Genomic DNA, 25,960 nt, shown 5'->3' on the forward strand with positions numbered 1-25,960 from the left:
TCCGAAAGCCTTGCCCCAGGGAGTTGCCATGAGCATCGTCACCCGCGCAGCGATTGAAAACGTGCTGCGTCAGTACACCGACCCTTACCTCGAGCAGGACCCGGTCAGCGCCGGCTGCGTTGAAGCGGTTCGTATCGACGGCCCGCGCGTGGAGGTCGATCTGTGCCTGGGTTACGCCGCAGGGCTGTTCCAGGCGGGCTGGGCGCAAACGCTACAGATCGCTATCGAAGGCCTGGAAGGGGTCAGCCAGGCCAGGGTTAATGTGCGCTCCAGCATCCAGCCGCACAAGGCCCAGGCCCAGGTTCCGGCGATGGCGACGGTGAAGAACATCATCGCGGTCGCCTCCGGCAAAGGCGGGGTGGGTAAATCCACCACCGCAGCCAACCTGGCACTGGCGCTTGCCCGCGAGGGGGCCAAGGTGGGCATTCTCGATGCGGATATCTACGGCCCGAGCCAAGGTGTGATGTTTGGCATCCCTGAAGGTACGCGGCCCCAGGTACGCGAGCAGAAGTGGTTCGTTCCGCTGATGGCCCATGGGGTAGAGGTCATGTCCATGGCCTTTCTTACCGATGACAACACGCCGGTGGTGTGGCGAGGGCCGATGGTGTCTGGCGCCTTGCTGCAGCTGATCACCCAGACCGCCTGGAATGACCTGGATTACCTGGTAATCGACATGCCTCCGGGCACGGGTGACATCCAGCTCACCCTCGCGCAAAAGGTTCCAGTGGCCGGTTCGGTGATCGTGACCACGCCGCAAGACCTGGCCTTGCTGGACGCCCGCAAGGGTGTCGAAATGTTCCGCAAGGTGCAGATCCCGGTATTGGGCGTGGTGGAGAACATGGCCGTGCACATCTGCTCGAATTGCGGCCATGCCGAACACCTGTTCGGTGAAGGCGGCGGTACTCGCCTGGCGGCAGAATACGGTGTGGAGCTGCTCGCTTCGCTGCCCCTGTCGATGACCATCCGCGAGCAGGCCGACAGCGGCAAACCCACGGCGATCGCCGAACCCGACAGCCAGATCGCAATGGTTTACCAGGACCTGGCCCGTCGGGTAGGCGCACGCATTGCGCGTGAGGCCGCCCAGGCCGCGCCCTTGCCGACCATCAGCGTGTCTGACGACTGAAATCCAGGCAATAAAAAACCCCGCCGAGGCGGGGTTTTTTTTAGCGCTACCTCACCGAAGCGAGGTGTTGCTCAAGCCAGTGTTCAGCGAACAGTGACTTCTTCAGCTTGCATGCCTTTCTGGCCGCGGGTAGCGACGAAGGATACAGCTTGGCCTTCTTTCAGCGACTTGAAGCCGTCGGACTGGATGGCTTTGAAGTGTACGAAGAGGTCGTCACCCGACTCAGGGGTGATGAAGCCGTAGCCTTTCTCGTCGTTGAACCACTTGACGGTGCCGTTTTGGCGATTGGACATGGTATATCTCCTTGGACAAAGTTAACTGCGGCGCTGGAACAGCCCAGGCCGGAACTGAGTGCAAAGAGCATGAAAATTCTTCTTGATGATGAACATCCTGCAGTAATTCCCGGTGACACAAGCAGCACAGTGGCGCCACCTTAAACCTTTTTCCTCGGCCTGCCAATGCCCTTTTCATCAGGCGCAGTGGGCAATGGAGTGAGCCATGACAGTGCCATCGTACCTCGGTGCGCTTTGAACCCATGCCTCAGGCCCGGTAAGATGCACGGCACGTGTATCTCTACCCTTTCAGGACGCCCCCCCATGAGCATCAAATCAGACAAGTGGATCCGCCGCATGGCGCAGGACCACGGCATGATCGAACCTTTCGTCGAGCGCCAGGTGCGTGGCGAAGGGGCCGACCGGGTGATTTCCTTCGGGGTGTCCAGCTACGGCTACGATGTGCGTTGCGCTGACGAATTCAAGGTATTCACCAATATCAACTCGGCCACGGTGGACCCGAAGAATTTCGACGAAAAGAGCTTCGTGGATATCAAGAGTGACGTGTGCATCATCCCGCCGAACTCGTTCGCGCTGGCCCGCACCGTGGAGTATTTCCGCATACCCCGCAATGTGCTGACCATCTGCCTGGGCAAGAGCACCTATGCCCGCTGCGGGATCATCGTGAACGTGACCCCGCTGGAACCGGAGTGGGAAGGCCACGTCACCCTCGAGTTCTCCAACACCACCACCTTGCCGGCGAAGATCTACGCCAACGAGGGCGTGGCGCAGATGCTGTTCCTTGAGTCGGATGAAGAATGTGAAGTCTCGTACAAGGACCGCGGCGGAAAATATCAAGGCCAACGCGGGGTTACGCTTCCGCGTACATGAAAACTTGCGCCGGGCCGACGAACCGGGGGAATTTGCCCCGGTTCTGTCACTCTACCGTGTGAACTCCCCGATTTTGTATTTCGAAACGGGCCCACGCTCAGGAGTGCCTATGAAAATCGACCCGACCATCAGTGCAAAGCTCGCCTCGCTGCGGCCGAACCATGTCGGCATGCTCGCCTGGTCGCTGCTTGCCAACCCCTCCGTCATGCAGGCGGGAGGCGTGCCGGGGCAGCCAGATCCTGACACACCTTTTCAACAACCAAGCGAACCTGGTGAACCCACCATCCCCGACCAACCGCCCCCTGCGCCCGTAGCGTGATTTACGCAGGCTAGCCAGTTGAGGTAAAAGGGCTTCGCGATGAAGCCCTTTTACAATTACCACAATCAAGGCCTGCCATGCGTGCTCAGCTCCTGCCCAAGCGGTTCCTAGCTTCCTGCCTGTTCGCCGTTGCCCTCATCCCCTACGCCCAGGCTGCCGAGCCGCCGCCCAATCATCTGCAAGCCGTGCTGGATCGTGGCGTGCTGCGAGTAGGCACTACTGGCGATTACAAGCCCTTCAGCTACAAGACACCCGACAACGGCCAGTACATCGGGCTGGACCTGGACATCGCGAAGGGCCTGGCCGACTCCCTCGGGGTGAAGCTGGAAGTGGTGCCTACCAGCTGGCCATCGCTGATGACGGACCTAGCTGCGGACAAGTACGACGTGGCACTGTCGGGCGTATCGGTGAACCTGGAACGGCAGAAAAAGGCGTTTTTCTCGCTGCCCTATCAGCGTGACGGCAAGACGCCAATCACCCTCTGTGCCAACAAGGATCGCTATCAGACCCTGGCCCAGATCGACCAGCCGCAGGTCAAGGCGGTGGTCAACCCGGGCGGCACCAACGAGAAATTCGCCCGAGCCAACCTCAAGCAGGCGCAGATCCTGGTGCATCCGGACAACGTCACCATCTTCGAGCAGATCGTAGAGGGCAAGGCTGATCTGATGATGACGGATGCGGTGGAGACGCGCCTTCAACAAAAGCTGCACCCCGAGCTATGTGCGGTTCATCCCGATGCGCCGTTCGACTTCTCCGAGAAAGCGGCCTTGCTGCCCCAGGACGTGGCCCTGAAGGCCTATGTGGATCAATGGCTGCATCTGGAAATTGCCAGCGGCCGGTTCGACCAGCGTATGCAGCACTGGCTGGATTACCCTTGGCAGCCGGCGCGCAAATAAAGCTCATACAGGTTTTATGCGCTCACCCCGCCAACGGCCACACCTGCCCATCGCCAACCACAAACAACTTCACTCCAGGCTTGCGATCGACGGCGAACCCGCCAGTGAACGCGCCAAAGGCCGGTAACAGGGTGACCTGTTGGCCTACGTGAAAGCACGGCAGCCGCAATCGCTGGCGGCCCGTGCCGGTGAGGAAGAACACCGGGTGCACGTGCCCGGCCAGTACATGGCGTTCCGGGTGAGGGTGAGGCTCATGCTGCAGGGCCAGGTTGCCCAGCAGTAATGGCTCGGCAACCACTTCAAAGCCCAGGTCGGGCGGTGGGTCTCCGGCGCGGTGGTCGTGGTTACCCCGTATCAGCACAATCCGCAATGTCGGGTTCGCCGCCCTCCATTCCCGCAACTGGTTCAACGTACCGGCCGCGTGGGAACCCGGGCCATGAAGAAAGTCCCCAAGGAAAATCAGTTGCTCTACCGGGTGGCGGTCGATCAGCTGCTGCAATACCGCAAGGTTGGTACCTGTGGTGCCATGGGGCACTGGCTGGCCCAGGCTGCGATAGGCGGCGGCCTTGCCAAAGTGGGCGTCGGCGATCAGCAGCGCCCGTTGGCTGGGCCACCAGATGGCTTTCTCGCCCAGCAACCATAACTGCTCGCCGGCTACTATCAACTCGCGGTCACCGCTCATGGTCGTGCCTCTGGCCCGGCGGCTTTTTCAAGGTCGTTCACCATGCGGGCAATACGGTCTGCCAGCTTCTCGGAGCTCATGCTTTCGCGCATCCGCTCCACCAACAGTGGAAAACTCAGCGGAGTAGGGCGCTTCACGGTGCGTAGGTCCAGCTGCCGCTCGGCGATCCGCTCAAGTGTGTGCTCCAGGCGAACCACATCCAGCTCTTGGCGCAGCACCTCCTCCTGCGCCTGGGTCAGCAACAGGTTGCCAGCGTCATATTGCTTGAACACTTCGAAGAACAGCCCGCTGGAGGCCTGCACCTGTCGGGTGCTTTTCTGGGCGCCGGGGTAGCCACCGAACACCAAACCGGAAATACGCGCGATCTCACGGAAGCGTCGCAACGCCAACTCACCGGCATTCAGGCTGGCCAAAGCGTCCTCCAATAACCCCGCAGGCGATAACACTTCGCTGCTCAGCGCCTGCGCCCAGTCCACTTCGCTGGGGCTGAGCAATTCCAGGCCGTAGTCATTTACCGCGATCGAGAAACTGATCGGCCGCTGCTGCCCAAGCCGCCAGGCCAGCAGGCTCGCCAGGCCCAAATGCACCAGGCGCCCGGCGAAGGGGTACAGGAACACGTGCCAGCCCTCGCGGGACTTGAGGCTTTCGGCCAGCAGGGTATGTCGGGTAGGGAGGGCGGACCATTGTTGCTGCACCTCCAGCAACGGGCGCACCGCGCGCATCGGCGCGCTGGCGTAAATGCCCTGGCTGGCATCGTCCAGCTTGGCGACCAAGGCATCGGCGAGTTCGCTGGACAGCGGCATGCGCCCGCCATTCCAGCGGGGTACGGAGGGCTTCTTGCCGCTGCCACGCTTCACATAGGCAGTCATGTTTTCGACCCGCACCAATTCCAGCACCTTGCCAGCGAAGAGAAATGCCTCGCCGGGGCGTAGCCGCGCGATAAAACCCTCTTCCACGCTGCCCAATGATCGGCCCCCGCCGCCTTTGCTCCAGTATTTCAAATGCAGGCTGGCATCGCTGACGATGGTGCCGATGCCCATGCGGTGACGACGGCCAATGCGCGCGTCGGGTACCCGCCAGATACCGTCGGCATCAGGCTCCACCCGGCGGTAATCCGGATAGGCAGTGAGGCTGGCGCCGCCATGGCGAACGAAGGCCAGGGCCCAGGCCCATTCGTCATCGGTAAGGTGGCGATAGGCCCAGGCGCTGCGCACTTCCGTCAACAACTTATCTGGCACGAAGCCCCCGCCCAGTGCGATGGTTACCAAGTGCTGCACCAGCACATCCAGCGGCTTTTCGGGCGATTCGCGCGGTTCGACCCGGCGAGCTTCAAGGGCGTCGTGGGCCGCTGCGGCTTCCACCAGTTCCAGGCTATGGGTGGGCACCAGCGTAACCCGCGAGGGCCGCCCGGGGGCGTGCCCGGACCGCCCGGCACGTTGAATCAACCGGGCCACGCCTTTGGCCGAGCCAATTTGCAGCACGCGCTCCACGGGCAGAAAGTCCACGCCCAGGTCCAGGCTGGAGGTACACACCACGGCCTTCAAATGACCCTCTTTCAGGGCCATCTCCACCCACTCGCGCACTTCCCGCGACAGCGACCCATGATGCAGCGCGATCAGGCCGGCCCATTCAGGCCGCGCTTCGAGAATGGCCTGATACCACACCTCCGATTGCGCACGGGTATTGGTGAAGACCAGGCTGCTCTGGCTTGCCTCCAACTGCTCCACCACTTGATCGAGCATGCGCAGGCCCATGTGCCCCGCCCAAGGGAAGCGCTCGATGGCTGCAGGGAGCAAGGTGTCTACCTGTATGACTTTGGCGGTGCCGCCTTCGATGCGCGTACCGCCGCCCTGGGGCAGCAACACCTGTTGGGCATGCTCAAGGTTGCCCAGGGTGGCAGAGATACCCCATATGCGCAGGGCCGGGTTCCACTGGCGTAGCCGCGCCAAGGCCAGTTGCAGCTGCACGCCCCGCTTGTTGCCAAGCAGTTCGTGCCATTCGTCCACCACCACCATGCCCAGGGTGGCCAGCTCGTCGCGCGCCTGCTCGCGGGCGAGCATCAGCGTCAGGCTTTCCGGCGTGGTCACCAGCGCGCTCGGCAGGCGGCGGCCTTGGCGTGCGCGCTCGGCGCTGCTGGTGTCGCCGGTGCGCAGGCCAACGGTCCAGTTGATTTCCAGCGCCTCCACAGGCGCGAGCAAGGCCCGGTGCGTATCGGCGGCCAGCGCTCGCATGGGGGTAATCCACAGCACACGCAAGGGGGCAGCCACCTTGCGCCTGGCAGTGATCGGCGGTGCGTCCGGAGCGAAGGCTTGCAGCGCCGCGAACCACACGGCGTAGGTTTTGCCGGAGCCCGTGCTGGCGTGCAACAGCCCGGACTCGCCACGGGCACTGGCTGCCCAAAGGGCCTTCTGAAAGGGAAAAGGTTTCCAGCCGCAGGCAGCGAACCAGGCTTTGGCGTAATCGGGGGGGCGTGGCATGAGGGGCGGCGTGGCTCCGAAGGCTTTCTTCAGTGACCACGCCGGCAACGGATTCGTTTAACCGTTACTTCAGGTTGCCACTGAGGAACTGGCGCAGGCGCTCGCTTTTCGGGTTGCCCAGCACGTCTGCAGGGACGCCTTGTTCTTCCACGCGGCCCTGGTGGAGGAACAGCACCTGGCTCGATACCTGGCGGGCGAACGCCATTTCGTGGGTCACCATGATCATGGTGCGACCTTCCTCGGCCAGGCCCTGAATCACCTTCAGCACTTCACCCACCAGTTCCGGGTCCAGCGCGGAGGTTGGCTCGTCGAACAGCATCACTTCGGGCTCCATGGCCAGGGCCCGGGCGATGGCTACACGTTGCTGCTGGCCACCGGAGAGGAACGCCGGGTACTGATCGGCCACGCGGGCCGGCAGGCCGACCTTGTCCAGATAGGCGCGTGCGCGGGTTTCAGCCTCTTGCTTGCTCACGCCCAACACCCGCCGGGGCGCCATGGTGACGTTTTCCAGCACCGTCATGTGGCTCCACAGGTTGAAGTGCTGGAACACCATGGCCAGGCGAGTGCGTAGCCGCTGCAGTTCGGCGGGGTCGGCCACGTGCAGGCCGTGGGTGGTTTCCCGCATGCCGATCACGTTGCCGTCCAGGCTCATGGCGCCGGCGTTGGGCGTTTCCAGGAAGTTGATGCAACGCAGGAAGGTGCTCTTGCCCGAGCCGCTCGCGCCGATCAGGCAGATCACATCGCCCGTGCGGGCTTTCAACGAAACGCCCTTGAGCACTTCGTTGTCGCCGTAGCGCTTGTGCAGGTCGTCGATGGTCAGTTTGTACATGCGCGTGGCGCCCTCAAGGAGAAAGGAGATAACCGCTGCGGTAGGCTTCGGGGCCGGCGATCCGAGCGACCACCATGCCGGCGGTGGCCATGCGCCGCAGCGAACGGGCGTAGAGCAACCCTGGTTTTTCGTTGTGCACCTGGGTAACGCGGTCGGTCAGCGGGTCGATGATCTCGGCGATCAGTTGGCCGGCTTCCAGGTATTCACCGGGCATGCAGCAGAACACCAGGATGCCACCCACCGGCGTGCTCACCGGTTCCACACCGGCCAACGGGGTAGCGGGGTAGAGCAGCTCGGGCTGGTCCATGGGCGTACTGTCGATGGCGCCGTACTGCTCCAGGTAACTGATGATGGCCTGAGCGTCGCGGCTGGCGAGTGCGTGGTTCACATCCACCTGGCCGCGCAGCTCGATGGTCACCGAGAAGCTGCCCTGTGGAATGGGGAAGCGATCGGCGAAGCGCATGCTCAGCTTGTGCCATACCAGGCTGAAGCATTCGTCGAAGGATTGCCCACCCGAATCGGTGGCCAGCAGGTTGGCCTGGGAGCCCAGGTAGCGGGCCAGCGGCTCCACCTTGGGCCAGGCCTCAGGCGTGGTGTAGAGGTGTTCGACCGCTTCGAAGTCGCAGTGAAGGTCCAGCACCATTTCGGCGTCGCAGGCCAACCGTTGCAACGTCAGGCGCTGTGACTGCAACTGGGTGGTGGCCGGTTCAGCGTACAGGCCACGCCGTAGTGCATCACGGATAAGCTGTACGTTCTGTTGCTCATTCTGGCTCAGCGAGGCTTCGATCTCATCGCCCACCTGCTCGCTGAGGTCCACGAACCTGCGGTTGAAGTTTTCGCCGCTTTCCAGCTCGTAGCGGCCCAGGGGCGTGTCCATGAGGACCTGCTCCAGGCCCACCGGGTTGGCGACCGGAACCAGCACGATTTCGCGGCGCAGGCGGCCGGCCTGCTCCAGTTCGTTGAAGCGCTGCTTGAGGTACCAGGCTACCAGCATGCCGGGGATCTCATCAGCGTGCAGGGACGCCTGGATGTAGATCTTGCCCTGGCCTTCGGGGCCGAAATGGAAGCTCTCGATGGCCCGCGCGGTGCCGGGCAGCGGAGCGAGCAATTCGTGGCGTTGCTGTTTCATCGGATCTCCTTATCGGGCCGGGCCAAGAAAGGCCAGCCAGCGGCGTTCGGCAAGGCGGAACAGCCCAACCAGGGTAAAGGTGACAACCAGGTACAGCAGTGCCGCGATCCCGAACGACTCGAAGGTCATGTAGGTGGCCGAATTGGCGTCCCGCGCGACCTTGAGGATGTCCGGCACGGTGGCGGTGAAGGCGACCGTGGTGGAGTGCAGCATCAGGATCACTTCGTTGCTGTAGAACGGCAGCGAACGGCGCAACACCGACGGCATGATCACATGGGCATACAGCTTGAAGCCGCTGAGGCCATAGGCCTTGGCTGCTTCGATTTCACCGTGGGCCATGCTGCGGATGGCGCCGGCGAAAATCTCTGTGGTGTAGGCACAGGTGTTCAGGGCAAACGCCAGGATGGTGCAGTTCATGGCATTGCGGAAAAACTCGTTGAGCAACGGTTGATCGCGCACGCCTTCCAGGCTGTAGATGCCGGTGTAGCAGATCAGCAACTGGATGTAGAGTGGCGTTCCACGGAATACATACGTGTAGAACTGCACCGGCCAGCGAATCCAGCACTTGCGCGACACGCGGGCGATGGACAAGGGAATCGAAACCACGAAACCGATGGCGATGGAGGCGCTGAGCAGCCACAGCGTCATCGCAAGGCCAGTCACGTTCACGCCATCGGTATAGAGGAAGGGGCGCCAATAGTCGCTAATCAGTTCGTTCAGCGGGCCCCAGTAATTCTGCAGTGCCTCGATCATCGGACGGCCTCCCGGGTGCCTGCGTTGAACCGGCGCTCTAGCCGGCGCAGCACGAAGTTCGAGGCGCTGGTGATCAGCAGGTAGATAAGCCCGGCCAGCACGAGGAAGTAGAACAGTTGATAGGTGCTCTTGCCGGCGTCCTGCGCGGCTTTTACCAGGTCTGCCAGGCCAATGATCGACACCAGGGCGGTGGCCTTGAGCATGACCATCCAATTGTTACCAATGCCGGGCAGGGCGTAACGCATCATCTGCGGGAAGATCACATAGCGGAAACGCTGCCCACGGGACAGGCCGTAAGCGGTGGCCGCTTCCTGCTGGCCACGGGGTACCGCGAGGATGGCGCCACGGAAGGTTTCGGTGAAATACGCCCCATAGATAAAGCCCAGGGTAATGACCCCAGCCGCGAAGGGGTTGATCTCGATGTAGTCCCACTCCATGGCGTCGGTGAACAGGGTGAGCCAGATCTGCAAGCTGTAGAAAATCAGCAGCATCAATACCAGGTCAGGCACACCGCGAATCAGTGTGGTGTAGATCTGCGCGCACACGCGAAAGGCGGCCACGCTGGAAAGTTTCGCGCTCGCGCCGATCAGGCCGAGGGAAACGGCCACCAGCAGCGATAGCAACGAGAGTTTTACAGTCATCCAGGTGCCCCCGAGAAGGAGGGGGCCGAAGCCTTTCAGACTGAATGCCGAGAGCCCCAGGCTCTGCAACAAGTGATCAAGCATGTATCAACCCTTTACAGTCGATAAAGGCGCCCGCCCGCGCCCCGAACGCCTGGCCGAAACCAGCGTGCGGGCGCGAGCGGGCGCCGTTTGGGGAGGCTTACTTACCGCTGTACAGGTTCAGGTCGCCGAAGTGTTTCTTCTGGATCTCTTCGTAGGTGCCGTCTTTGTGCAGCGCCTCGATGCCCTTGTTCAGCAGGGCTTGGAGTTCCTTGTTGCCTTTCTTGATGCCTACTGCGGTTTTGGCCGGCAGGTGCTCTTCGTTGACGATCGGCTCGCTCACAGCGTAGTCCGCGCCCTGCGGGGACTTGAGGAAGCCCAGTTCGGCTTGCAGCATGTCCTGGATGGAGGCGTCGAGGCGGCCCGATACCAGGTCGGCGTATACCTGATCCTGGTTCTGGTAGGCCTGGGTTTTCACGCCAGCCTTGTCCAGCACGGCCTTGGCGTAGGCTTCCTGAATGGTGCCTTGCTCGTAGCCCACGGTTTTACCCTTGAGTGCTTCGAGGGTGAGGGTGGTGCCTTTCTTGCCGACATAAGCGGTTGGGCCGGAGAACAGCTCGTTCGAGAAGTCGATGGCCTTGGCACGTGCCTGAGTGACGGTCATCGAAGAAATCACGCCGTCGAACTTATTGGCTTTCAGGCCCGGGATCATCCCGTCGAAGTCGCTTTCAACCCACTTGCAGGTGACCTTCAGTTCTTTGCAGATGGCATTGCCCAGGTCGATGTCGAAGCCCACCAGGCTGCCATCGGCGGCCTTGGATTCGAAGGGGGCGTAGGAAGGATCAACGCCGAAACGCAGCTCTTTATAGTCCTTGGCCATTGCGCCGCCAGCAGACAGACAAAGCGCCAGAGCGGAAAGGGTCAGCCATGTTTTTTTCATTTGCGGTCCTTAAAGACGAAGGTTTTTGCCAGAAGGTACAGCGTTACCGGCGAGTGCCAGACATCATTGTGATAGCAATATTCGCACCATGGTCCCTGATGGGCAGGCCGCCGAGACGCATGGCAATCCCTTTGCGTCGCAGTTCTGACCGAACCGGTGCCCCGAAGGGTTCAACCGCCCTGCGCCATTACGATGCAGAGTGTTTCGGCGGCGCTATTGTGGTGCGAGCCGGGGCTCAACTCAACAGGTCTTGTAACGTTGCGAGACTATCGGCCTCATCCACGGGCTTATCGTGACGCCAGCGGAGCATGCGCGGAAAACGCACGGCGATCCCGCTTTTGTGGCGTTTTGACAGGGCGATGCCTTCAAATCCAAGCTCGAACACCAAGGTAGGGGTAACACTTCGCACGGGGCCGAACTTCTCCACAGTGGTGCGACGAATGATCGCATCCACCTGGCGCATTTCGGCATCGGTCAGCCCCGAATACGCCTTGGCGAAGGGCACCAGGGTGCGCTCGGTACCCGGAGGGCCGTCCCACACTGCGAAGGTGTAGTCGGTATACAGGCTGGCGCGGCGCCCATGGCCCGCCTGGGCATAAATGAGCACCGCGTCCACGGTGAAGGGGTCGACCTTCCACTTCCACCACACGCCCATGTCCTTGGTGCGGCCTACACCGTACAGCGCATCGCGAGCCTTGAGCATCATGCCTTCCACACCCAGGCGCCGGGAGGCTTCGCGCTGTTGGGCAAGGTGGGCCCAGCTGTCGCCCTGCAGTACCGGCGACAGATGCAGCACAGGGCTGGCCGCGTGCCCACACACTTGCTCGAGCATGTCACGACGGTCCGCCTGTGGTTGACTGCGCCAATCCTTGCCCTCGTGTTCGAGCAGGTCGTACGCCAGCAATGCCACCGGGATATCGTCCAGCAATTTACGGCTCAGGGTTTTACGGCCGATGCGCTGTTGCAGCAATGCGAAGGGTTGCACCGATGGCGGTTCGTCCTCGGTGCCCTCAGAAGCTTTCCATACCACGATCTCTCCGTCGATCACGGTGCCGTCGGGGAGGCAGGTGAGCGCCTGAAACTCCGGGAAGCGATCCGTGACGAGTTCTTCGCCCCGGGACCACACCCACAGGTGGCCGTCACGCTTCACTATCTGGGCGCGAATACCATCCCACTTCCATTCCACTTGCCATTGGTCACATGGGCCTAGAAGGGTATCGAACTGCTCCACCGGTTGCTGCAGGGCGTGAGCGAGAAAGAAGGGGTAGGGCTGCCCGCCGCGTTGTGCATGTTCGTCATCGCTCTCGGCGGCGATCAGCTTGAGGTAGCCCTCGGCAGTAGGGCGGTGGGAGAGGTCGGTGTAGCCCACCAGGCGCTGCGCCACGCGCTTGCTGTCCAGCCCGGCCAATTGAGCCAGCGCCCGGGTGACCAGCAGCTTGGACACCCCTACCCGGAAACTGCCGGTGATCAGCTTGAGGCACACCATCAGGCTTTGCCGGTCCAGTTGAAGCCACAGGGGCGGCAGCCGTTGGGTCAGTTCTTCGGGGGGCAGCCCGCGCAAGGGCAAAAGCTCATGCTCCATCCACCACGCCAGGCCCGCTTCGCTGCTATGGGGTGAATCCGGTAACACCAGCGACACGGTTTCGGCGAGGTCGCCCACCGCCTGGTAACTTTCTTCGAACAACCATTCCGGCAGGCCCGAGAGCGCGATAGCCAGCTCCCTCAACAGGCGTGTAGGCACTAGCTGGCGGGGCCGGCCGCCCGACAGGAAATACACCGCCCAAGCCGCATCCTCGGGCGCGGCCTCGGCAAAGTACGCTTGCAGGGCGGCCAGCTTGGCATTGCTGGAAGTGGTGGCATCGAGTTCGGCGTAAAGGCTGGCGAAGGCTTTCATTCTGGCTGGGGCTCCGTGGCGGCTTCGTCCTCGTCACCGTATTCGGTGGTAAAGCCCTGAGCATCCAGGCCTTGGTCGCACAGGTAGCGCACCAGCACGTTCACCGAACCATGGGTCACCATCACCCGTTGTGCGCCGGTTTGTTCGATGGCCCACAACAGGCCTGGCCAGTCGGCGTGGTCCGAGAGCACGAAGCCCCGGTCCACACCGCGCCGGCGACGGGTGCCGCGCAAGCGCATCCAGCCGCTGGCGAAAGCATCACTGTAGTCGCCAAAGCGGCGCATCCACGTACTGCCACCTGCGGAGGGCGGCGCCACGATCAGCGCCGAACGCAGCGCCTCGTCGGTTTTTTTGAAGTCACCGGCGTAGTGGGTGGGAGGAATGTGCACCCCGGCATCGCGGTACACCCGGTTCAACGGTTCGACTGAGCCATGGGTGAGGATCGGGCCGATGCTGGCATCAATGCCATGCAGCAGGCGCTGGGCCTTGCCGAAGGCATAACAGAACAGCACGCTGGCCTTGCCCGACGCTGCGTTCTCACGCCACCACTGGTTCACCTCCTCGAAAATCTCTGCCTGCGGCTGCCAGCGGTAGATCGGCAGGCCGAAGGTGGATTCGGTAATGAAGGTATGGCAACGCACCGGTTCGAAGGGCGCACAGGTACCGTCCGGTTCCACCTTGTAGTCCCCGGACGCGACCCACACCTCGCCTTTGTATTCCAGCCGCACCTGAGCTGAACCCAACACGTGGCCGGCAGGATGAAGGCTGATCGTGACCCCGTTGTGCACCAGCTGCTCGCCGTAGGCCAGGGTTTGCAGGTTGATGTCTGTGCCCAGCCGGGAGCGAAGGATCCCGGCGCCGATATCGGTCGCCAGGTAATGGCCGTTGCCCGTGCGGGCATGGTCCCCATGGCCATGGGTGATCACCGAGCGAGGCACCGGCCGCCACGGGTCGATGTAAAAATCACCGGCCGTGCAATACAAGCCTTCGGGGCGTGCGATAACAAGGTCCATGGGCGGCTTCGCTGACAAGGGCTTGTTTGTTCAGAGCAGTGGGGGTTGGGGGAAGTTGCACCGACCAGGGGAGGAATCAGCAGAGCCACGGCGCCTTGTAGGTGTCCAGTAGCCGAATGGCTTCGTGGGCTCAACTGGCTATTCACACGCAAACGAAACGAGCTATCGCCAGCGAAGGGGTGCGATATCCTGAGGCGAGTCCATATCAAGCACCATTCTTGGCTCCAAGAATGATGAACAATCAGTAGGGTAACCTCACCGGAGATTAAATAAGGACTTTCGTTCCACCCATAGTAAGGACACCATGCAGATAAGGAAAGTAATTGCATAGGCGAAAAGGAGTGATGTGGGTGGTCTGTTGTCGAGAGCTCCGGAAAATATAATAGGAATATAGATGCAATAGACGGAAATATTTATCAGGATCTGCGGCCGAAGGCTGCTTCCCTTAGCGCGAAGGTGCGCGGTGATCAGCATGAGAGGGGCCGTCGAACCCAGGATAAGCGCTGTCCCGTGACTGGCTTCAGAAACCTGCCCGGCTAAGCCCGGAGGTAGTCCATAAAATGGTAAAATTGCATCTCCAAAATACATGATGAGGAAAACTGCCGGTGCGAGATTTATGGCCAATAATACAATAGGGTGAAATCCAAGTTTAATAGCTTTATTTCTGGTGACATAGATGGTGTGAATCTGTGCGAAGGCTGAAGCTGGTATCAGCAATAGCGAGACTATGCTCATTGCAATGGAGTATAGGGATACAAAGTCTTTGTCAATCAATAGAAGCCTAGCGTTAACTAAAAGAATAGCGAGGCGTTGAAATGCCAGTCCTATACCCATTGGGGCGCCTATTCTAAGCAGGTCACTGATTATTTTGTACTCAAAAGATTTAGATAAGAGACCTAGGCGCAGACATCTTGATAGGTAGTAGGCTGACTCAAACACGGCACAGCCCAGCATCAATTCGGCTAGTTTGGTTGAGTAGTTGAGCGACTCCCATTGAAAATAGCCGAATGAGGATACTACGACTAGAAAAGTAAACCCTAATGTGCGCCCAGTAGTGCTGGTCTTGTCTTTTAACCAAGCCTCAAAATATGAGTTGAAAAAGCCGTTAATTATGTAGAAGAACGTGTACGCTATGTAAAACCAAGAGAGGCGCGACGTTTGGTAATCAGAGGCGTAAGCTGCCAGCTGTGCAGAAGAGGCATAAAGTATTCCTGTACAAACTAAGCATGATATGCCGGACAAGGTTATTGCTGCTGCGAAGCTCGAGTTGAATACCCGCTGTCTATGCTCAGTGCTTGAAGGTGGTGGCAGGTTACCAATCGCGTAAAATATAAATGTTGCTATCGTAGCCGGAAATATGAATGCAGAAGATATATAGCTGAAGAAAGAAAACTCATCGATATTTTTGTGGGCGAGTAGAATTCCGGCGAAAGTCAGGCCGATGTAGGGGAGGAATCTGTTGGCGCAGAATTTAAAAATGTTTTCCAGGTAGAAGTCTACGTAGCGCTTACCCGGGTTTTGCGAGCGGCTAAATACCATGGCTTGTCAATCTTTCCAGAACTTCATCGGCAATTATAAAAAGGGGTTTGTTGTCGGCCTCAATCACTATCCATTGGTGTTGTGCGGCCAAGTCCAGATAGATGTCCCTGAGAGTATTTTGGTATGCGATAAAATCTTTCTTTGAGGAACCTCGCAGCCCATCCATTCCACCACTTTCAGAATAACCAAAAACCTTTTTACGCTCTGCGGCAACTTCGGGCTTAATGTCGATAAACACGACGGGGTTAGGCTGCGTGAGGCTTTGAAGTGCTGTGAGCATTGCTTTGTACATATAGTCAGACTTCAGCCTATACCGTACAAGGTATTTATAGCACCAGCTCTCCATAAAAATGCTATCGCCTTGCGCAAGGGCCGGTTTTATTTGGGTGTTATCTATTACATGGAACCATGAGGCAAGGAGGTGTAGCCAAAGCATGTCGCCGAGCTCACCCATCGGAGCTCCAGAAGGGTATTCCCATAAAATGCTTCGAATGCAAGCAATATGGCTGTCTGTGTATGGAGAAAAGTTAGGCGGATATTTTTTATCTACTAGCCTGAGAGGAGGACGGCTTTTTTCTCTAAGTATGGGGCCAATGATTTCAAACAGACTGGATTTCCCGGAACCGTCCAAACCTTCGAAAGTAATAAAAAGCTGATCTTTTAACATGTTAGTCCCTGGTAATGGCTGAAGTCGAATTGACGTACCATGAACGCCCCTACAGAACCCATAGCCGTCAAATATTGCAGCGCGAGAGCGCTGGGAATGTTTATAGTGCTTGCGGAATTTTCAAGGATGGTTGTAACGGACATTGAGTTATCTATCAAAGCCCACAACTTCGCAGCCTCTTCGGGTAACTGAAGAACAGGTGTGGATACCTGCATGAGGTAAAGATCTCCGTCCCGCTTGATTAACCTATGCATCGGGGATTTCTCCAGGATCATCATGTCTTGTACAGTCGCTGATATAGCTAGACGGGATGACCAGTCGAAGGCTTGTAATTTACCGGGAGAAAGGTAGGCGTAGTCACAGATAGTTTGGTGAAAGCGAAAAGCTCGGGCAAGGTATTTGGATACGGAAGGCTCATCACTTAAGGGGATATTGGATGTGAGTTCCATAAACTCACGCAGGGCGGGATGCTCCGAACCGAGCAGCGTTCTTCCGTAGACAATTTGCCATTTCTCCAACAGTGAGGTTCCGCCTTCAAGAACAATTAGCCGGTTTAAAGCCTGCTTAACGGCATGATGTGCATTCACTGCAGCTGACGAGTGATCATCGACTTTTAGAAGACCCACCGATACCTGTAATGATCTTTCTGTGTACATCAAGCAAAGCTCGGACAGGCGTGCTTGCAAGGTTTTTTTGGTAAGCTGATTCTTTAAGTATTGGAATGAGTCGGCACCTTCTAGGCAAATTCCCGTGTGGACCCGGTGGCATAATAATAACTCATAGGGAGAGATAGCGGATAGATCCTCACCTCGCGTGACCTTATCAAATATTTGAAGCAGCTTTGAGCTGCTTAAGCTGGTGACTTCAATTGGACGGTCAAAACCGTTCAATAGGACTTCCTGTTCGTGACACTCCTTATATATAGCGTATACATCGTAGTCCGACGATGGGGTTGAAAGGCCTTCGGCTACCGACCCAGAAATAAAAACTATTTCCGGGGAGTGACTGGTTAAGAAATTTGACCGCAGGAAGCCATGCAGCTGATGCAGGTGTGAAGCGTTGTCAAGATTATTTTCGTGAATGCTTGTCACTATAGGTTTCCTGTGGGTGTGTTGTGAGCTTCATTGCGACATTGAGGGACTCGACATGTCTTCGCTGTACGCATTTACTAGTGTGCCATTGCCGACTATCAAGTTTGTTGACGTGGGTCAGGATAATATTAGTTCTCGTTGCCAGTGGGATAGCGAGCTCCGCCTCCCCAGATAACTATAAGGGAAACTAGAACTGTTAGGCCTTGACTGTTAGGGCTTGTTCGAATAAGGAGGCGTTGTAAAGCTCGGCTATAGCTGACGCAGATCAATTCCCTTGGTAACGATGCGTGCTAATTTTCTTCTGGAACGCAATTCCGCGTTCATGAAAAGCGGGAGTAGGTATATGCCTATCAGAGTACTGCAAGTCCCAGAGCAAAAAGCGTTGATCGCCAAGCTCACCTTTACATCAAGCGGCGGCGGCGGCGGGGGCGGGGGCGTAGCCTCTAAACTTAAGTAAGCTGCTGGTCAAGGATAGTCATGACACAGGGAGGTGTCGCCACCGCTCGGTGCGGTGTCTCTGCCACGTCGGGAGTAATTGTGTTCAGTGAAATGGTGCAGGTCTTTGTAAATCCAATTTTCCCAAACGACCATTCAATGGGGAGTGACAATTTTCTAAGATATGTGCGCTCAAAAATCACAAACGAACAATTTGCCCTCCTGTCTATCGCGGTGTGTAATGATTTTTCTATAGAGTGTCACTCGTTCTTTGATGAGGATTTTGATGCTTTCTTGAAAATAAACGAGCTTAGCGTCTTGAGTATGTTAAAGCCTCTCGCGTTTAACTATGAAAAGACCGCAAATTTTAAACGTCCATGCTGGGCTCTAGTGGAAAAAGCAGAGGGTGAAAGGTGTCTGATTATTAGCGTATCTCCAACTAGAGAATATCTGCGCCAATACTCATTGATAGTTCAAACTGCCATCCTTTTTCTATGCCCGAAAGGGCAGGCTGCTACGAAATATGAAAGGGCTGCACGAGCAGCGGCCGCAATGCGCGTTTTTTATTACCCAAAAATTGCAGGCAGCTTTTCCGACATGCTTGGTTTGGGTTGTTTCCTGGAGCGTACGCGTTCGGGTAACGATGTGTATATTATAGGGGAGGGTGAGAAAGCGTTCCGCGATGTTATTCAGCATGACGGTGTTGGCGTCGTTTCGCATGACGCATTGTCTTTTAGAGTAGTGGATATAAATTTGCCTGGTGTCAAGTTTAGAGTTCGGATAGTTTCGGTGAAGCATTCTTTTTGGGGTAGTGCTGCAGGCAACGTAGCAAGGGTTTGCGCGCAAATCGGCACCGCAAAAGGGGTGATTTACATAGCCAAGCTTGGTGCTATTTCCGCCCGGATAAATATTTTCGATATGGTCTCCCCGTCTCGTTTTCTGCTTTGGGATCGGGGCAAATTGCGGGATGTATCTGCACCGCCGCCCTTCATCCCAGATGAAGCTCTGCATGAGATGAGGATAGCAGCTACCGTGCATGCTACGCTTCCAACGCTTGTGGAGGAAACGCATGTTCTTTTAAACCATTTTGCTGCTTTCGGTGCTGAAACTGTTGATAACGAAATCGCTTTTATTGCCAAGGAAATTGCGGGAGTAAATGAAGGTTTGGATGTCCCGGTGCGGTTTTCATGCCTCCATATAGTCACTGATAAACCATCCTCAAACGTCGTGGCTGACTCGCGGGCGACGAAGTCTATCGAAGTTAATCATCTATTAAGCAAGGATGATCTTCACTATCGTAGACTTAAGCAAAGTCATCATCGCCGATTTGTGTCTGTATTATTGCGTGTTATGGCTATTGGGGATGTTGTATGAGTGGTTCTAGTTATGAAAAGTTCTTCGATGCGCATGTGGCATCGTACTTTAGATCCCTAGAGCGCGCGTTTGATACTCGAAAGATCTCGGGGACATCGCTGGCGGTTGCTTGTTATGAGGCGGATCTTAGAAATTGGTTTGGAGTTGAATTTGCTCTTCCGCTCGCTTCTGGGTCTGCCGCCGTGTACATGGCTCTGCGTGCTTTAGGGATAGGGCCTGGGGATCGAGTGGCCGTTAGTGCGCTGGCGCCGATCCCTACTATTCTGCCTATTCTTCACATAGGGGCAAAGCCCGTATTTGTGGACGTTGCGCCTGGCAGTTTCTTTTTTGATATCAAGGATCTAAAAAAAGTCTTGAGGCAAAGGCCGAAGGCAGTGCTTGCTGTGGCGTTATGGGGATACCCTGTTCTTACCTGGGAATTCTTAAGCTTGATAGCTGAACAAGGCCTCTCGTTGATCGAAGATTCAGCCCACGCTCATGGAACAGTTGAGCTCGGAAGGCTGTCAGGCACGATAGGGGATATCGGCTGTTTTAGCACTCATGAGAATAAATTGCTATCAACCGGTGAGGGTGGGTTTGTTCTAACTCACGAGCGAAGTTTTCATGAAGCTATGCATTCCTTCGCTCATCTCGGATATTGCGGTGGGGAGTATATAGGGTTCAATTTCAAGCTCAGTGCTCCTCAAGCCGTTTTAGGTAGCGATAGATTGTGTCGACTAAAAGATCAGCTTTCGGCGCGGAGAGCTGTCGCTCAGCAAATTAAAGATTCACTCAATATTCCGGATTTTATCCGAGAAGTACCTGTTGCTCAAAGCTCCTCTGCAAATTTTTACAATTTGGGCCTAATTATAGACGCGCCTGAAAGGCGTGTTCAAGATTTTAGAGTTTTTTGCCATCAGAGTAACGTGCCTACCAATGCAGTAAAATATAACCTAAAGCCCACCTATAGATATCCTCTGTTTACCGATTTCTCCCGGGCATGCCCAGCTGCCGAAAAGCTTGCAGGGCAAGTTACCTCCCTCCCTTGTCTGCCTGATTTTTCGGAAGAAGATATTGACCACGTAACTTCTGTATTTAATAGGGGGCTGAAGATGTTTTTATCCTGACCCCCCGCGCCGATATCAGTGGCCAGGTAATGCCCATTGCCCGTGCGGGCATGGTCCCCGTGGCCATGGGTGATCACCGAGCGAGGCACCGGCCGCCACGGGTCGATGTAAAAATCACCGGCCGTGCAATACAAGCCTTCGGGGCGTGCGATAACAAGGTCCATGGGCGGCTTCGCTGACACGGGCTTGTTTGTTCAGAGCGGTTGGGGTTGGGGGAAGTTGCACTAGGTGGTTATGGTGGGGCTCGCTCACCTGTGGGAGGCACCTATCTTGAGCGGTTTTCTTAAGCCTTCTTTCGCGAGCTACGCCTTCGGCTGCGCCGGAAGGCCGGCCCCCCGTCTCCCACAGGGGGTGGTGCGGTGAGTTCAATCTGTGGGAAGCGGGCGAAGTGAGGCGCGCCCTAGAAGTTGGACATCCATCCAACCTCTGGGGTGTGTTCATGAGCAAGTACAGTACGCAGTTCAAGCTTTCAGCGATCGGCGCCTTCCTCTCTGGCGCCTACGGTTTTCGCCGCGTTGGCGCCGACTTCGGCGTTGATCCCACGCTGCTGCGCCGCTGGATTGCGGCCTATAGGCAACATGGCGAGCAGGGTGTCACGCCGCGTGCGCGCCAGTCGTACACCACCGAATTCAAGCTGATGGTGCTGCAAACGAAGTGGCGCGATCACCTATCGCTTCGAGAGGTCGCGGCCCTGTTCAACCTCGGCTGTTCCAGCCAGGTGGGCAGATGGGAGCGTGAGTATTACAGTAGCGCCATCGAAGCCCCGCGCCCGGGGCCCCAGGGATTGCCTGTTGTCATGTCCAAGCCGAAATTTCCAAAACCCCAGACGCCCATTCCATCCGAGTCGATCAAGGATGAAGACCTGACCCATGACCAGTTGCTGGCCAGGCTGTACCAGGCTCGGGTGGAGAACGCTTACCTAAAAAAGTTGAAGGCGTTAAGGGAGGAAAAGGAAAGGCAGGCGGCAGCCGGGAAGAAAAAGCCCGGATAGTCACCGCGCTGCGGTCGGACTTTGACCTTGATGCGCCGCTCAAGGCGGCCGGGCTGGCGCGCAGCACCTACTACTACCAACTCAAGGCGATGGCTGCCGGGGACATGAGCGCCCCGCTGAAAGCTGCGATCCAGAGCATTCAGGATCAGCACAAGGGCCGATACGGCTACCGCCGCGTGACCGCGACCCTGCGTCACGACGGGCAGCTGGTCAACAGCAAGAAAGTGCGCCGGCTGATGGGCGAGAGGGGCTTCAATGCAAGGTACGGCCCAAGCGGTACAAGTCGTACAACGGCCTGATAGGGGTAGCCGCGCCCAACCTGCTGGCCCGGGATTTCAAGGCCGAGGCGCCGAATCAGAAGTGGGTGACCGACGTGACCGAGTTCAAGGTGGGCAGTGAAAAGCTATACCTGTCGCCCGTGCTGGACTTGTACAACGGCGAGATCGTGGCCTATCAGCTGGCCGAACGCCCACAGTACGCGCTGGTGGGGCAGATGCTGGAGCAGGCTCTGAAGCGCTTGCCGGACGGTGCCACGCCGCTGCTGCACTCGGATCAGGGCTGGCACTACCGCTATCAGGAGTACCGCGACCGGCTACAGGCAGCGGGTCTGGAACAGAGCATGTCGCGCAAAGGTAACTGCCTGGACAACGCGGCCATGGAAAGCTTTTTCGGCACGCTCAAGACGGAGTTCTTCTACCGCGAGCGCTTTACCAGCATCGATCAGCTATGGACGGCGATTGAGGAATACATCCACTATTACAATCATTACCGCATCAAGATGAAGCTCGACGGCCTGAGCCCTGTGGCGTACAGGACCCAAGCCGCAGCAGCCTGATTTACTCGTCCAACTTTATGGGCGCATGCCAAAGCTCGCGAATAAGGGCCAACACTTATGTCATTTGGAAGATACCTGCCCCAGATCATCCCCTGAGGTGGTGTCCAGGTCGTTCTCGCGCAGGTCTTTAACCTCATTGGCCGACACCTGCGAGCCTTGGTTGCCCCAGCTGGTACGGATGAAGGTCACCACGTCCGCCACTTGCTGGTCCGACAGCCGCCAGGCATAGCCGGGCATGGTGAAGCTGGACGGCGCGGTGTGTGTGGGGATGAGTGTGCCGCCGCGCAGCACGATGTGGATCAGCGAGGTGGCGTCGGCGGTTTGCACCACCGGGTTGCCGGCCAGGGCGGGGAATACGCGGGTGTAGCCTTTGCCATCGGTGCGGTGGCAGGCGCTGCAGTTGTCCACGTACACCGACGCGCCCGGCTTGCTGTCGTCACCTTTCCATAGCGCGTCACCCACGGCGCGGTCGTACACCTGCGGCGTGTCGTCGGGGTTCACGGGCGGCAGGGTTTTCAGGTACCGGGCAATGGCGGTGAGGTCGGCGTCGTTCATGTACTGCATGCTGTGTTCGACCACATCGCTCATGCCGCCGAACACCGCCGTGCGGTCGCTGCGGCCAGTCTTGAGAAAGGCTACCAGCTCGGCTTCGCTCCAACTGCCCAGGCCATCCTTGTGATCGCCGCGCAGGTTCTTGGCGATCCAGCCTTCCAGCGGCGCGGAGCCGGAGAGGAACGCCGAGCCGTCGGCGGGGCTGAGCGCTTTCTCCTGCATGGTGATCGCCCGCGGCGTATGGCACGCGCCACAATGCCCCAGGCCCTCGACCAGGTAGGCACCACGGTTGACGATCTCGTCTGTTCCGGCGGCTGCGCCCGCTACGGTGAACGGCTCTACCTTGGGCGCGAACATGGCGCGCCAGATCGATAACGGCCAGCGCATGCTCAGCGGCCAGGGAATATCCACCGGCTTGTTCGCCTGGGCTACGGGCTGCACACCGTGCATGAAGTAGGCGTACAGCGCCTGCATGTCACTGTCGCTTACGCGGGCGTAGGACGGGTAGGGCATGGCAGGGTACAAGGTGCTGCCGCTCTTGCCGATGCCGTGACGAACCGCCTGGTCGAAGTCTTCGAACGAGTAGCCGCCGATACCGCTGCTGTCCGGCGTGATGTTGGTGGAGTAGATCGTACCGATGGGCGTTTCCATGGCCAGGCCACCGGCGAAGGGCTTGCCGCCCTTGGCGGTGTGGCACGCCACGCAGTCCCCGGCGCGGGCCAGGTATTCGCCTTTCTGCACCAGGGCTTGGTCTACGTTGTCAGCCGCCCACACGGGCAGGCTGGCCAATGCCAGGGAGGCGATGAACAAGGTTTTCATAGTCATCGCTCCTTATGCCTGCACCAACGGGCCGGGGTTTTTCAGATACTGCTCGCGAATGGCGCGGGCGCTCCAGTACGTCAGCGCCGCCACCAGGCCGGTGGGGTTGTAACCCAGGCCTTGAGGAAACGCCGAGGCGCCCGGCACGAACACGTTGTGCACGTCCCAGCTCTGCAGGTAACGGTTGAGCGCGCTGGTGTTGGGGTCGGTGCCCATGATCGCGCCACCGTTGAGGTGGGTGGTCTGGTAAGTGGCGGCGTCGAAGTGGCTGTTGAACTCGCGCTTGTGCGCAAAGATGGCCGTAGGGTTCATCGCTTTGGCGATCTCGCTGAGCTTGTCCACCATGAAGCGGGTCATCTTGATGTCGTTTTCTTTCCAGTCGAACGTCATGCGCAGCAGCGGCTGGCCATAGGCATCGGTGTACACGGGGTCCAGGTCCAGGTAGTTGTCCCGGTAGGACTGGTGCGCGCCATGGGCGTCCATCGACAGGTGATGGGTGTAATAGTCCGCTGTCGCCGCTTTCCATTGGCTGCCCCATTTGGCCGTACCCGGCGGGGTAATTACCCCGGAGATTGGCTTGGTGCCAGCCTGGTTGAGCCAGAAGGGTGACCCGCCCACGAAGCCATGTGGGCCGTGATCGAAGTTGTCGGCGTTGAAGTCGTCGATGGCCACGCCGTTGCCGCCTGCCCCGATAAAGGGGTTGGTGTGGTGCTGGTCCTTGGCAAAGAACGCTTTCACGGTGCCCATGTTCTGATAGGCAAAGTTGCGCCCCACCACCCCTTCACCGGTTTTCGGGTCATAGGGCTTGCCGATGCCGGACAGCAACATCAGGCGCACATTATTGAACTGGAAAGCCCCCAGGATCACGATGTCGGCCGGTTGCTCGAACTCGCGGCCCTGGGCATCAACGTAGGTCACGCCGGTGGCGAGCTTTTTGTCGGCGGTGAGGTTAACCCGCAATACGTGGGCCTCGGTGCGCAACTCGAACTTCGGCTCCTGGCGCAACGCCGGCAGCACGTTCACGTTGGGCGAAGCCTTCGAATACATGTAGCAGGCATACCCGCTGCAATAGCCGCAGAAGTTGCACGGGCCCATCTGCGCGCCGTAGGGGTTAATGTACGGCCCCGAGGTATTGGCCGACGGCAGGTTGTAAGGGTGATACCCAAGGGACGCTGCCGCCTGGCCGAACAATTGCGCCGACACGGTGTTTTTCTGGGCGGGCAGAGGGAAGGGGTTGGAGCGGTCGGGCGCGAAGCGGTTGCCGCCCTTGCCTTCACCTACCACCTCGCCCTTCACCGACCACGCGGTGCCGGAGGTGCCGAATACTTTTTCAGCGAAGTCGAAGAACGGCTCCAGCTCTTCGTAGCTCACGCCAAAGTCCTGGATCGTCATGCCTTCGGGGATGAACTTCTTGCCATAGCGTTCTTCATAGTGACTGCGCATCCGCAGCTCCATCGGGTCTACCCGAAAGTGCACGCCCGACCAGTGCAGCCCCGCGCCACCTACGCCCGTGCCCGGAAGGAAAGCACCGAACTGCCGATAGGGCACGGCCACGTCGTTCACGCTGTGGCGCAGGGTCACGGTTTCCTTGGAAATATCCATGAACAGCTTTTTGCGCGAGTTGAACGTCAACTCGTCCATGGTCTGCGGGTACACCCCGTCCGGGTAAGTGTCGCGCATGGGGCCACGCTCCAGCGCAACCACCTCCAGGCCCGCTTCGGTAAGCTCCTTGGCCATGATCGCGCCGGTCCAGCCGAAGCCCACGATGACTACGTTTTTCTTCTCGAGTACCTTGGCCATGCTCAACCCCGCGCGCCGTTGATGGAAACAGGCGGGAAGGCGTAGCGTTCGTCGCGCTCTACCCAATCCATGAAATCGGCGCGGGCGCCCGGGAAATTGATCAGGGTCCAGCCCACCAGGTTCTTGTTGCCGCCATGGATGGGGTCGCAGAAAAAGCCTTCCTTGGTGTTGCTCCACAGCATGTTGAAGAACGTGCTGGCGGGCAGGGCCTCGAACGGCGCCTTGTTGGTGTCCAGCGCCTGCAGTGCCTGCTCACGCTGGTCGGCGTTCAGTTCAGCGAACACCTTGCCGAAGGTATTACGGCAATAGGTGTCGGTTTCCTGGATGCCCAGGCGGTAGATCTGCTGCGGCGAGAGCTTGAGTTGATAGCCCAGCTCCGCAGGTGCGTCCGGGTGGAAAGGGCCCTGCATGAACCACAACGCGCCACTACCGTAAGGGGTGTTCATCTGGCGGTCGATAAATTCCGGCACCCCCGCTTCGGCAGCTCCTGGGCCTCGATCGTCATTGGGAATCAGGTGAGCCACGGCCGAGTTCAGGAACGCCCATTCTTCCTGGGTGAAGAAGGTGGGGTGGTAGTCGTTCACATCGGTTGACGGTTTGGGCGGCGCGGGGACTGGCGCTGGGGTTTGTGCCAGCACTGGAGCGGCAACACCGGCGCTGGCCAGGGTTACCACGGGAATCAGGGTCAGCGACTTGCGCAAGAAATCGCGCCTGGCGTCGGAGTGGCCGGTTTTATTATCGGTTGCCATCGTGGCATCTCCTCGAGAGTGGATCACGGTTAGGTGCGGTGAAGCGATTGCGGGGTCAGCGAGGAGACGTTGTTTTTGCTTTTATAGGACGGGGTGCCCTGGGGCGGGCAGATCGTAAAAAC

22 protein-coding genes and 2 pseudogenes are annotated in these 25,960 nt (G+C 58.5%); 7 read left to right on the forward strand and 17 right to left on the reverse strand.

All coding sequences use genetic code 11. The features are described 5' to 3' along the window. Positions 1 to 28 precede the first annotated feature (28 nt). The gene (gene apbC, locus G7016_RS19105; protein ID WP_181117301.1) at positions 29 to 1,123 is read left to right on the forward strand and encodes an iron-sulfur cluster carrier protein ApbC; all 1,095 of its coding nucleotides are present in this window, start codon (positions 29 to 31) and stop codon (positions 1,121 to 1,123) included. Positions 1,124 to 1,206: 83 nt separating this feature from the next. Here the strand turns inward: apbC and G7016_RS19110 are convergent, their stop codons facing one another. Then, on the reverse strand, positions 1,207 to 1,416 hold the full coding sequence (locus G7016_RS19110) for a cold-shock protein (RefSeq protein WP_181117302.1): 210 nt from the start codon (positions 1,414 to 1,416) through the stop codon (positions 1,207 to 1,209). 303 nt (positions 1,417 to 1,719) lie between these two features. On the opposite strand from G7016_RS19110, the gene dcd reads away from it, so the two are divergent. From dcd to G7016_RS19125, 3 genes are all read left to right on the forward strand, one after another. Beyond that, complete coding sequence (gene dcd / locus G7016_RS19115; RefSeq protein ID WP_181117303.1) at positions 1,720 to 2,286, forward strand: dCTP deaminase; 567 nt, start codon at positions 1,720 to 1,722, stop codon at positions 2,284 to 2,286. Between the two features lie 109 nt (positions 2,287 to 2,395). After that, positions 2,396 to 2,605: a hypothetical protein gene (locus G7016_RS19120; RefSeq protein ID WP_181117304.1), complete on the forward strand. Its 210-nt coding sequence runs from the start codon at positions 2,396 to 2,398 to the stop codon at positions 2,603 to 2,605. 92 nt (positions 2,606 to 2,697) lie between these two features. Beyond that, entirely contained in the window at positions 2,698 to 3,501 is an 804-nt protein-coding gene (locus tag G7016_RS19125; protein WP_375139185.1) for a transporter substrate-binding domain-containing protein, read from the forward strand. A gap of 22 nt (positions 3,502 to 3,523) precedes the next feature. Here G7016_RS19125 and pdeM read toward each other — a convergent pair whose 3' ends face one another. The 12 genes from pdeM to G7016_RS19185 all read right to left on the reverse strand — a co-directional run bounded on the left by pdeM (position 3,524) and on the right by G7016_RS19185 (position 17,177). Further along, positions 3,524 to 4,183, reverse strand: coding sequence for a ligase-associated DNA damage response endonuclease PdeM (gene pdeM, locus G7016_RS19130; RefSeq protein ID WP_181117306.1), 660 nt, complete (start codon positions 4,181 to 4,183; stop codon positions 3,524 to 3,526). After that, a complete protein-coding gene (locus G7016_RS19135; protein WP_181117307.1) occupies positions 4,180 to 6,660 on the reverse strand; it encodes a ligase-associated DNA damage response DEXH box helicase in 2,481 nt (826 codons plus the stop codon). The genes pdeM and G7016_RS19135 overlap by 4 nt, the downstream gene beginning before the upstream one ends. 64 nt (positions 6,661 to 6,724) lie before the next feature. After that, complete coding sequence (locus tag G7016_RS19140; protein ID WP_181117308.1) at positions 6,725 to 7,489, reverse strand: ABC transporter ATP-binding protein; 765 nt, start codon at positions 7,487 to 7,489, stop codon at positions 6,725 to 6,727. A 13-nt stretch (positions 7,490 to 7,502) separates the two neighbouring features. Next, positions 7,503 to 8,618 (reverse strand): succinylglutamate desuccinylase/aspartoacylase family protein, encoded by a 1,116-nt coding sequence (locus G7016_RS19145; RefSeq protein ID WP_181117309.1) that lies wholly within the window; start codon positions 8,616 to 8,618, stop codon positions 7,503 to 7,505. Between the two features lie 9 nt (positions 8,619 to 8,627). Then, positions 8,628 to 9,371 carry an ABC transporter permease gene (locus G7016_RS19150; RefSeq protein ID WP_375139707.1) on the reverse strand — a complete coding sequence of 248 codons (744 nt, stop codon included), beginning with the start codon at positions 9,369 to 9,371 and terminating at the stop codon, positions 8,628 to 8,630. Further along, the gene (locus G7016_RS19155) at positions 9,368 to 10,096 is read right to left on the reverse strand and encodes an ABC transporter permease (protein WP_181117310.1); all 729 of its coding nucleotides are present in this window, start codon (positions 10,094 to 10,096) and stop codon (positions 9,368 to 9,370) included. The genes G7016_RS19150 and G7016_RS19155 overlap by 4 nt, the downstream gene beginning before the upstream one ends. A gap of 97 nt (positions 10,097 to 10,193) precedes the next feature. Continuing rightward, complete coding sequence (locus G7016_RS19160; protein ID WP_181117311.1) at positions 10,194 to 10,973, reverse strand: transporter substrate-binding domain-containing protein; 780 nt, start codon at positions 10,971 to 10,973, stop codon at positions 10,194 to 10,196. 235 nt (positions 10,974 to 11,208) lie between these two features. Continuing rightward, positions 11,209 to 12,867: an ATP-dependent DNA ligase gene (locus tag G7016_RS19165; protein WP_181117312.1), complete on the reverse strand. Its 1,659-nt coding sequence runs from the start codon at positions 12,865 to 12,867 to the stop codon at positions 11,209 to 11,211. Further along, positions 12,864 to 13,880, reverse strand: a complete 1,017-nt coding sequence (locus G7016_RS19170; RefSeq protein WP_181117313.1) for a ligase-associated DNA damage response exonuclease — start codon at positions 13,878 to 13,880, stop codon at positions 12,864 to 12,866. The genes G7016_RS19165 and G7016_RS19170 overlap by 4 nt, the downstream gene beginning before the upstream one ends. Positions 13,881 to 14,135: 255 nt before the next feature. Further along, the gene (locus G7016_RS19175) at positions 14,136 to 15,419 is read right to left on the reverse strand and encodes a hypothetical protein (RefSeq protein WP_181117314.1); all 1,284 of its coding nucleotides are present in this window, start codon (positions 15,417 to 15,419) and stop codon (positions 14,136 to 14,138) included. Continuing rightward, entirely contained in the window at positions 15,409 to 16,086 is a 678-nt protein-coding gene (locus G7016_RS19180) for a dTMP kinase (protein ID WP_181117315.1), read from the reverse strand. Before G7016_RS19180 ends, G7016_RS19175 begins: the two co-directional genes overlap by 11 nt. Then, positions 16,080 to 17,177 carry a nucleotidyltransferase domain-containing protein gene (locus G7016_RS19185; protein WP_181117316.1) on the reverse strand — a complete coding sequence of 366 codons (1,098 nt, stop codon included), beginning with the start codon at positions 17,175 to 17,177 and terminating at the stop codon, positions 16,080 to 16,082. The genes G7016_RS19180 and G7016_RS19185 overlap by 7 nt, the downstream gene beginning before the upstream one ends. Positions 17,178 to 17,714: 537 nt before the next feature. On the opposite strand from G7016_RS19185, the gene G7016_RS19190 reads away from it, so the two are divergent. Both G7016_RS19190 and G7016_RS19195 read left to right on the forward strand, forming a co-directional pair. Next, positions 17,715 to 18,986, forward strand: coding sequence for a hypothetical protein (locus tag G7016_RS19190; protein ID WP_181117317.1), 1,272 nt, complete (start codon positions 17,715 to 17,717; stop codon positions 18,984 to 18,986). Next, the gene (locus tag G7016_RS19195) at positions 18,983 to 20,092 is read left to right on the forward strand and encodes a DegT/DnrJ/EryC1/StrS family aminotransferase (RefSeq protein WP_181117318.1); all 1,110 of its coding nucleotides are present in this window, start codon (positions 18,983 to 18,985) and stop codon (positions 20,090 to 20,092) included. Before G7016_RS19190 ends, G7016_RS19195 begins: the two co-directional genes overlap by 4 nt. On the opposite strand, the pseudogene G7016_RS19200 reads toward G7016_RS19195, so the two are convergent. Next, positions 20,077 to 20,256 (reverse strand): annotated as a pseudogene (locus G7016_RS19200) (ligase-associated DNA damage response exonuclease); the annotation flags it as partial. The gene G7016_RS19195 and the pseudogene G7016_RS19200 sit on opposite strands and share 16 nt — an antisense overlap. A gap of 275 nt (positions 20,257 to 20,531) precedes the next feature. Here G7016_RS19200 and G7016_RS19205 point away from each other — a divergent pair. After that, positions 20,532 to 21,918: pseudogene (locus G7016_RS19205) on the forward strand (IS3 family transposase). Between the two features lie 60 nt (positions 21,919 to 21,978). On the opposite strand, the gene G7016_RS19210 reads toward G7016_RS19205, so the two are convergent. Genes G7016_RS19210 through G7016_RS19220 form a run of 3 tightly spaced genes read right to left on the reverse strand, consistent with a single transcriptional unit; the run spans position 21,979 to position 25,838 of the window. Beyond that, entirely contained in the window at positions 21,979 to 23,295 is a 1,317-nt protein-coding gene (locus G7016_RS19210; RefSeq protein WP_181117319.1) for a cytochrome c, read from the reverse strand. A 6-nt stretch (positions 23,296 to 23,301) separates the two neighbouring features. Further along, positions 23,302 to 25,089 (reverse strand): GMC family oxidoreductase, encoded by a 1,788-nt coding sequence (locus G7016_RS19215; RefSeq protein WP_181117320.1) that lies wholly within the window; start codon positions 25,087 to 25,089, stop codon positions 23,302 to 23,304. Between the two features lie 2 nt (positions 25,090 to 25,091). Continuing rightward, positions 25,092 to 25,838 (reverse strand): gluconate 2-dehydrogenase subunit 3 family protein, encoded by a 747-nt coding sequence (locus G7016_RS19220; RefSeq protein ID WP_181117321.1) that lies wholly within the window; start codon positions 25,836 to 25,838, stop codon positions 25,092 to 25,094. Between the last annotated feature and the right edge of the window lie 122 nt (positions 25,839 to 25,960).

Source organism: Pseudomonas japonica (genome assembly GCF_013522925.1).
Lineage (GTDB): Bacteria > Pseudomonadota > Gammaproteobacteria > Pseudomonadales > Pseudomonadaceae > Aquipseudomonas > Aquipseudomonas japonica_A.